At 67.0% G+C, this 5605-nt stretch carries 5 protein-coding genes and 1 pseudogene; 5 read left to right on the forward strand and 1 reads right to left on the reverse strand.

Annotation, left to right across the window (positions count from 1 at the left end; genetic code table 11):
• Nucleotides 1–495 (forward strand): annotated as a pseudogene (locus tag AAHM41_RS38440) (M10 family metallopeptidase C-terminal domain-containing protein); the annotation flags it as partial.
• Nucleotides 496–1069: 574 nt separating this feature from the next.
• Nucleotides 1070–1846 (forward strand): response regulator transcription factor, encoded by a 777-nt coding sequence (locus AAHM41_RS38445; protein WP_342241913.1) that lies wholly within the window; start codon nt 1070–1072, stop codon nt 1844–1846.
• A gap of 8 nt (nt 1847–1854) precedes the next feature.
• Here the strand turns inward: AAHM41_RS38445 and AAHM41_RS38450 are convergent, their stop codons facing one another.
• Nucleotides 1855–2523, reverse strand: a complete 669-nt coding sequence (locus tag AAHM41_RS38450) for an HlyD family efflux transporter periplasmic adaptor subunit (protein WP_342241914.1) — start codon at nt 2521–2523, stop codon at nt 1855–1857.
• Between the two features lie 225 nt (nt 2524–2748).
• Between AAHM41_RS38450 and AAHM41_RS38455 the strand changes: the two genes are divergently transcribed.
• The 3 genes from AAHM41_RS38455 to AAHM41_RS38465 form a co-directional block, all read left to right on the forward strand.
• Nucleotides 2749–3831: an MraY family glycosyltransferase gene (locus AAHM41_RS38455; protein WP_342241915.1), complete on the forward strand. Its 1083-nt coding sequence runs from the start codon at nt 2749–2751 to the stop codon at nt 3829–3831.
• 2 nt (nt 3832–3833) lie between these two features.
• Nucleotides 3834–5033 carry a glycosyltransferase family 4 protein gene (locus AAHM41_RS38460; protein ID WP_342241916.1) on the forward strand — a complete coding sequence of 400 codons (1200 nt, stop codon included), beginning with the start codon at nt 3834–3836 and terminating at the stop codon, nt 5031–5033.
• A gap of 55 nt (nt 5034–5088) precedes the next feature.
• On the forward strand, nt 5089–5605 hold a 517-nt coding region (locus tag AAHM41_RS38465), incomplete at its 3' end, for a hypothetical protein (RefSeq protein WP_342241917.1).

A 5605-nucleotide genomic window follows, 5' to 3' on the forward strand; every position in this document is an offset into this window, starting at 1 on the left:
ATCGGCGTCGGCGGCGACGCGCAGGGCGATGTCCTGACCGGGATCGAGATCCTCTCCGGCAGCCAGGGCAACGACATGCTCATCGGGAATGCCGGGGCCAACACGTTGCAGGGCTGGAACGGCGATGACGTCCTCGTCGGCGGGGCCGGCAAGGACATGCTCGCCGGCGGCGCCGGGGCGGACCAGTTCCGGTTCACCGCCCTCGGCGACAGCGTGATCGGGGCCAATGCCGACGTCGTCACCGACTTCAGCCACGCCCAGGCCGACCGCATCGACCTGTCGGGGATCGACGCCAGCAGCGGCCTTGCCGGCGACCAGGCCTTCAGCTTCATCGGCAACGCGCTCTTCACCGGCGCCGCGGGTCAGCTGCGCTTCGCCTTCTTCGCCCCCGGGGTCACCACGATCGCCGGCGACGTCGACGGCGACGGCACCGCGGACTTCCATATCAACTTGACCGGCACGATCGGCCTCGTCGCCGCCGACTTCGTCCTGTAGCCGGCTTCCCGGCAACAAGCGCAGAACGCAAAGCACCCGGCCCCAGTGGGCCGGGTGTTTCGATTCCTGAGATGTGTCGTTCACGATCATCGCCTGGTCGGCCGCAAAGGCAGGCCGGCATGCCACGCGAGCCGGATCGCCAGCGCCGACCTGCCGGTGCCGCTCACGCTGCCGGTCGGAAGGAGACTTGGCGAGCTGGCTTCAGGCGGATCGTCCACCGGCGGCCGCATCCGGCATGCGGTCGAAATGGCGATTGAACGCAAGCTTGGCCATCAATCCGCCGCCGCCCATCCGGGGGCGCGATACCCCAAAAGACGTAGCCTGCTTGCGAATTAGCGGTAGAATGTTGCGAAGGTTTGATAAAATTTTACCCATTTTGCTTGACGGGGCCCGCTCAACCGAGTTTTATCGTAACGAAATTTGCCGCCGCCTTTCTAATAAATACCGGAATCATATCCTAAAATACAAGAGAGCTGGCAATGCGGTCGGGTGACGAAATGCCGAAGCATTTGCTTCCATCGTGCTGCTCAATCACCTTCCTGCCAAGGGTGCCGGCGCTCTGTCAGGAGTATTCATGAAAATTCGTGAAGACAATGCAGACGGATTTGGCAATATATCTGAATTGCGGCCGAAGGAGTTCTGCGATACCGCGCCAATCAACTTCCCGGCAGAGGGCGCTTCTGCGAAAGCGACCATCGCGATCGTGGACTCTCGAACGCTTGTCCGAGAGGCTCTGACGGCCGCGCTTTCGGCGGCATATAGCGGGGTCGTCGGTGTGGAGTTTGCGGATTTGGACGATTGGTTGGTCGCCGGATCCGAAATGGATTTTTCTGCGGTGCTTCTGGGGATTGGCGACAGGCGGGCCGACGATCCGCGCCTGATAGACGATCTGCAGATGCTGGCCCGGGATCATTCAGCTCTTCCTGTGGTCGTTATGGGCGAGCACCTGGACTCGGACCACGTCCTCAAAATTCTGTCGCATGGCGCCCGCGGCTATGTTCCGACGAATGTGAGCCTGGAAGTCGCCGTCGGAGCCCTGTCTCTCGCCATCGCGGGGGGCCTGTTCGTGCCGGCAGCGGTCCTCATGGCGGCCGGCCAGCCGGATCGCGGCGAGCAGAGGAGCGCCAAGCCCCCGTTCGACCTCACCGAGCGCCAGGCCGCCGTCGCCGAAGGCGTCGCCCAGGGCAAGCCGAACAAGATCATCGCCTACGAGTTGAACCTGTCCGAAAGCACGGTAAAGGTCCATATCCGGATCATCATGAAGAAGATGCAGGCTCGCAACCGGACGGAGATCGCCTTCAAGTTGCACAGCATCAGGCAGCAATCGGCGCTTCGCCACGTGGCCGAATAGTCGATCGGTCAGGGCTCGCGGAGACTTTCGTCCAGCCCCCGCACCAGCGGGTAGAGAAAATAAGAGAGGACAGTGCGGCGGCCGATCTCGATCTCGGCCGTCAGCGTCATGCCGGGCAGTCGCCGGAACGTGTCGGGAATCGATCGCAGGGTGGTATCGACCAGCCGGATCCGGGCCCGGTACACCGGCGGGGCCGAGCCGTCGGGATTGCCCTTGCCGTCCCGCGCATTGGAGGCGAAGGAGTCCCGGCTGATCGTGCGGAGCGTGCCGGAGGCCGTGCCGTGCTTCTGGAAGGGAAAGGCATCGAACTTGATGCGGGCCGGCTCGTCGGTGCCGAGCTGGCCGATGTCCTTGCTGGCGATCGAGACCTCGGCCTCGAGGGGGACATTCAGCGGCACCAGCGTGAACAGCGGCTCGGCTTCCCGCACCACCGAGCCGATCGAGCGCTGGGCAATGTCGAGGACGACCGTGTCCGCGGGCGCGCTCAGCACGATCATGTCGCGGCGAAGCTCGGCCTTCTTCAACTCCTCGGCCGCGGCGGCATAGCCTTCGCGGGCGGGCCTGGTGCGGATGCGTCGTCCCGACAAGCGGTTCGTCGCCTTGGTGCGGAATGTGCTCGGTTCCCACGGTTCGGTCCGGTGACGGACCATGCGGCACCCTCGGAATTGCGTGTCCACTGTCCTGATGGATAGGCCCCGGACATGCATCCCGTCCCCGAAAGAGGGGGGTAAAGCGGGGCATGCTCCTTCTGATTGGCGATCCTCATTAGTTCTCCTGAATCGAATCCCATGCCGCACTGCGACTAGGTTTCGGGGTCTTTTGGGAGCCAGTGAGTCCCCTTTTTCTTTCCATTGTTTTCCCGTCGCCAGCGAGGCGGACCAGATGAATTCGGAGAGGGTGGGATGCCGGACCTGACGCCCCATTTGCTGAACGGATTTCTCCTGGCCGTCGTTCTCGTGGCCTGGATGCAGCGCATCGCACCGCGATTGGGCCTGGTGGACCGACCCTCGGAGCGCAAGCGGCATGAGGGCGTGGTGCCGCGGTGCGGCGGCCTGGCGATGTTCGCCGCCTACGGCATCGGGCTGCTGGTCCTCGACCGGGCCTTGACCGGCCTGTGGGCCTTCATCGGCGGCCTTGCGGTCATCGTCGCGGCCGGTGTGCTGGACGACCGGCTGGATCTCCGTCCCATCACCCGCCTCCTGACCCAGACCTTCGCGGCGATCGCGATCGTCGTGCTCGGCCAGCACCGGATCACCGATCTCGGCGAGGGGACACCCGGCCTCGTCGCGATGATGGGCGAGCCGCTGCTGTCGGCGATATGCCTGGTCACGAGCATCGTGTTCCTGATCGGGCTGACCAATGCCTTCAACATGATCGACGGGCTGGACGGCCTGGCCGGCGGAATAGCCGCGGGGGCGCTGTTCTGGCTGGCGCTGCTGGCGTCCTTCGTCGGGCGCGCCGATCTGGTGGCCCAGATCGGCCTGCTGCTGGCCGCCGTGCTCGGCTTCCTCGTGTTCAACACCCGGCATCGCTGGCGGCCGCAGGCTGCGGTGTTCATGGGCGATGCCGGCAGCACGATGCTGGGCGCCGCGATCGCCTACTTCATCATCGAGCTGTGCTCCGGTCCGCGGCCCTCGGTTCCGTTCCCGGTCCTGCTCTGGATCTGCATCATTCCCGTGGTCGATACCCTGAGCCTCATCGTCCGCCGGCTGTTCGCCGGACGCAGCCCGTTCTCGCCGGACCGGTGGCATCTCCACCATCTCCTGCTCGATCTCGGCATGCCTCATGCGCTGGCTGCGATCGTCATGGTCGGCCTGTCCACCATCCTGGGGGCGGTCGCCTATGTCGGGACGGTCCTCCTGGTGCCGAATGCGGTTCTGACGATCGGGCTTCTGGTCCCGGTGGCGGTGCATCTCGGCTTCGTCCGGGCGGTGCTGCGGCGGGATCGCGTGCCTGCGGCCCGGCGCCTGGCCCCGGAGCCTTGAGAATGCGGTTCGCCTATTTCGGCTTCCCGCATATCGGGGGCACCTATTCGGTCTTCCGCCATCTGCACGCCGGGCTGGCGCCGCACGGCATCGATCTTCGCTGGCTCGGCTATGGTCCCGCGGCACACCGCGCCGCGAACGGCGCCTACTTCCGATCCCAGCAGGATCTCGGCCTCGTGGCGGGGCGGCCCGACGACGACGACAGGGCCGGCACCGAGGCGATGATCGAGGCGATCGAGCGCGAGGGGTTCGACGGCGTCTTCGTCAATGTCGCCGCAGACCGGGTTCAGACCAACTGCATCCGCTACCTGCCGTCGCGGATCCTCCGGGTCATGATCGTGCACAACATCACGCCGGGAACCTACGCCGCGGCGCTGGCGATCCGGGACCATGTGCATGCCACGGTCGGCGTCTCCGACCGGATCCGGGCCGATCTCGTCTCCCGTCATGGGTTCGACGACGGGCGGACGATGGTCATCCCGAACGGGATCGAGGCCGCCGACGTCGCGCGGAGCCCTCGCGGCGGAGGCGAGGAGGCGCTGCGGCTGCTCTTTCTGGGGCGGATCGATGACCAGGCGAAGGGCGTGCTGTGGCTGCCGCGCATCCTGCAGGAGATACCCGACCCGGTGACCCTCACCGTCACCGGCGACGGGCCCGATTTCGCCCGCTTCAAGCGCAGCTGCGACGGGACGGCCGGCTTCGTCCGCTGCCTGGGCGCCGTGGCGCCGACCTCGGTCGGGGCGCTCCTGGCCGAGCACGACGTGCTGATCATGCCCTCGCGCTTCGAGGGGTTCCCGGTGACGCTGGTGGAGGCGATGGCCGCCGGCTGCGTGCCCGTGGCGTCGCTGCTCCGCGGCGTCACCGACATGGCGGTGCAGGACGGCCGGAACGGGCGCCTGTTCCCGGTCGGCGACGTCAAGGCGGCGGCCCAGGCCGTGATCGGGCTGGCGCGGGACCGGGCGGCTCTCGCGCGGATGTCCGGGCAGGCGAGCGCGACGGCACGGGAGCTGTTCGGCGTCGGGCTGATGGCGGATCGGTATCGGGCCCTGCTCGACCGTGTGGCGGAGGCCCGCCCTGCCATCGCAGCGCCGATCGATCTCGCGCGCTGGCGCTTCCCGCCGGGCCTGCGGGACGGCCTGAGGACCTATCTGCCGACGCCGGTCAAGAACGGCCTTCGGATGCTTCGCGAGCGCTACGCATGATCGATCCCATCCGACCGCAAGCGCCCGGCTCGAGCGGGGCGAGGCGATGCCGGCGATGACCCAGCCGACCACCATGGCCGTGAGCGGCCGACCGCAGGTCGCGACGAGGCCGAGCCCGCATTCGGCGGCGAACAAGCTGGCGCGGATGGTCTGGGGTGTCGTCTGGTTGCTGCTGTACCGGCCGAGCCCGAAACCGCTGCATGGCTGGCGGCGCTTTCTGCTGCGGCTCTTCGGCGCGCAGATCGGCCGCTCCGCCGTGGTACATCCCTCCGCCCGGATCTGGGCCCCCTGGAATCTCGAGATCGGCGAGTTCGGCTGTCTCAGCCCGGATGTCGACTGCTACTCGGTCGATCGCATCCGGATCGGCCGGCATGCCACCGTCAGCCAGTACAGCTTCCTCTGTGCGGCCAGCCACGACATCGATTCCGAGGACATGGCCCTCACCACGGCCCCGATCACGATCGAGGACCATGCCTGGGTGGCCGCCGATGCCTTCGTGGGGCCGGGCGTCGTCGTCGGCGAGGGGGCCCGCGGGGGGCCCCCCGGCGCGGGGGTAAATAACGGTACCCCCC

Source organism: Inquilinus sp. OTU3971 (genome assembly GCF_038440215.1).

What these genes read in the sequence shown, in the direction of transcription:
- AAHM41_RS38445 (WP_342241913.1), top strand. Translation starts at nt 1,070, where the DNA reads ATGAAAATTCGTGAAGACAATGCAGACGGATTTGGCAATATATCTGAA.
- AAHM41_RS38460 (WP_342241916.1), top strand. Translation starts at nt 3,834, where the DNA reads ATGCGGTTCGCCTATTTCGGCTTCCCGCATATCGGGGGCACCTATTCG.
- AAHM41_RS38455 (WP_342241915.1), top strand. Translation starts at nt 2,749, where the DNA reads ATGCCGGACCTGACGCCCCATTTGCTGAACGGATTTCTCCTGGCCGTC.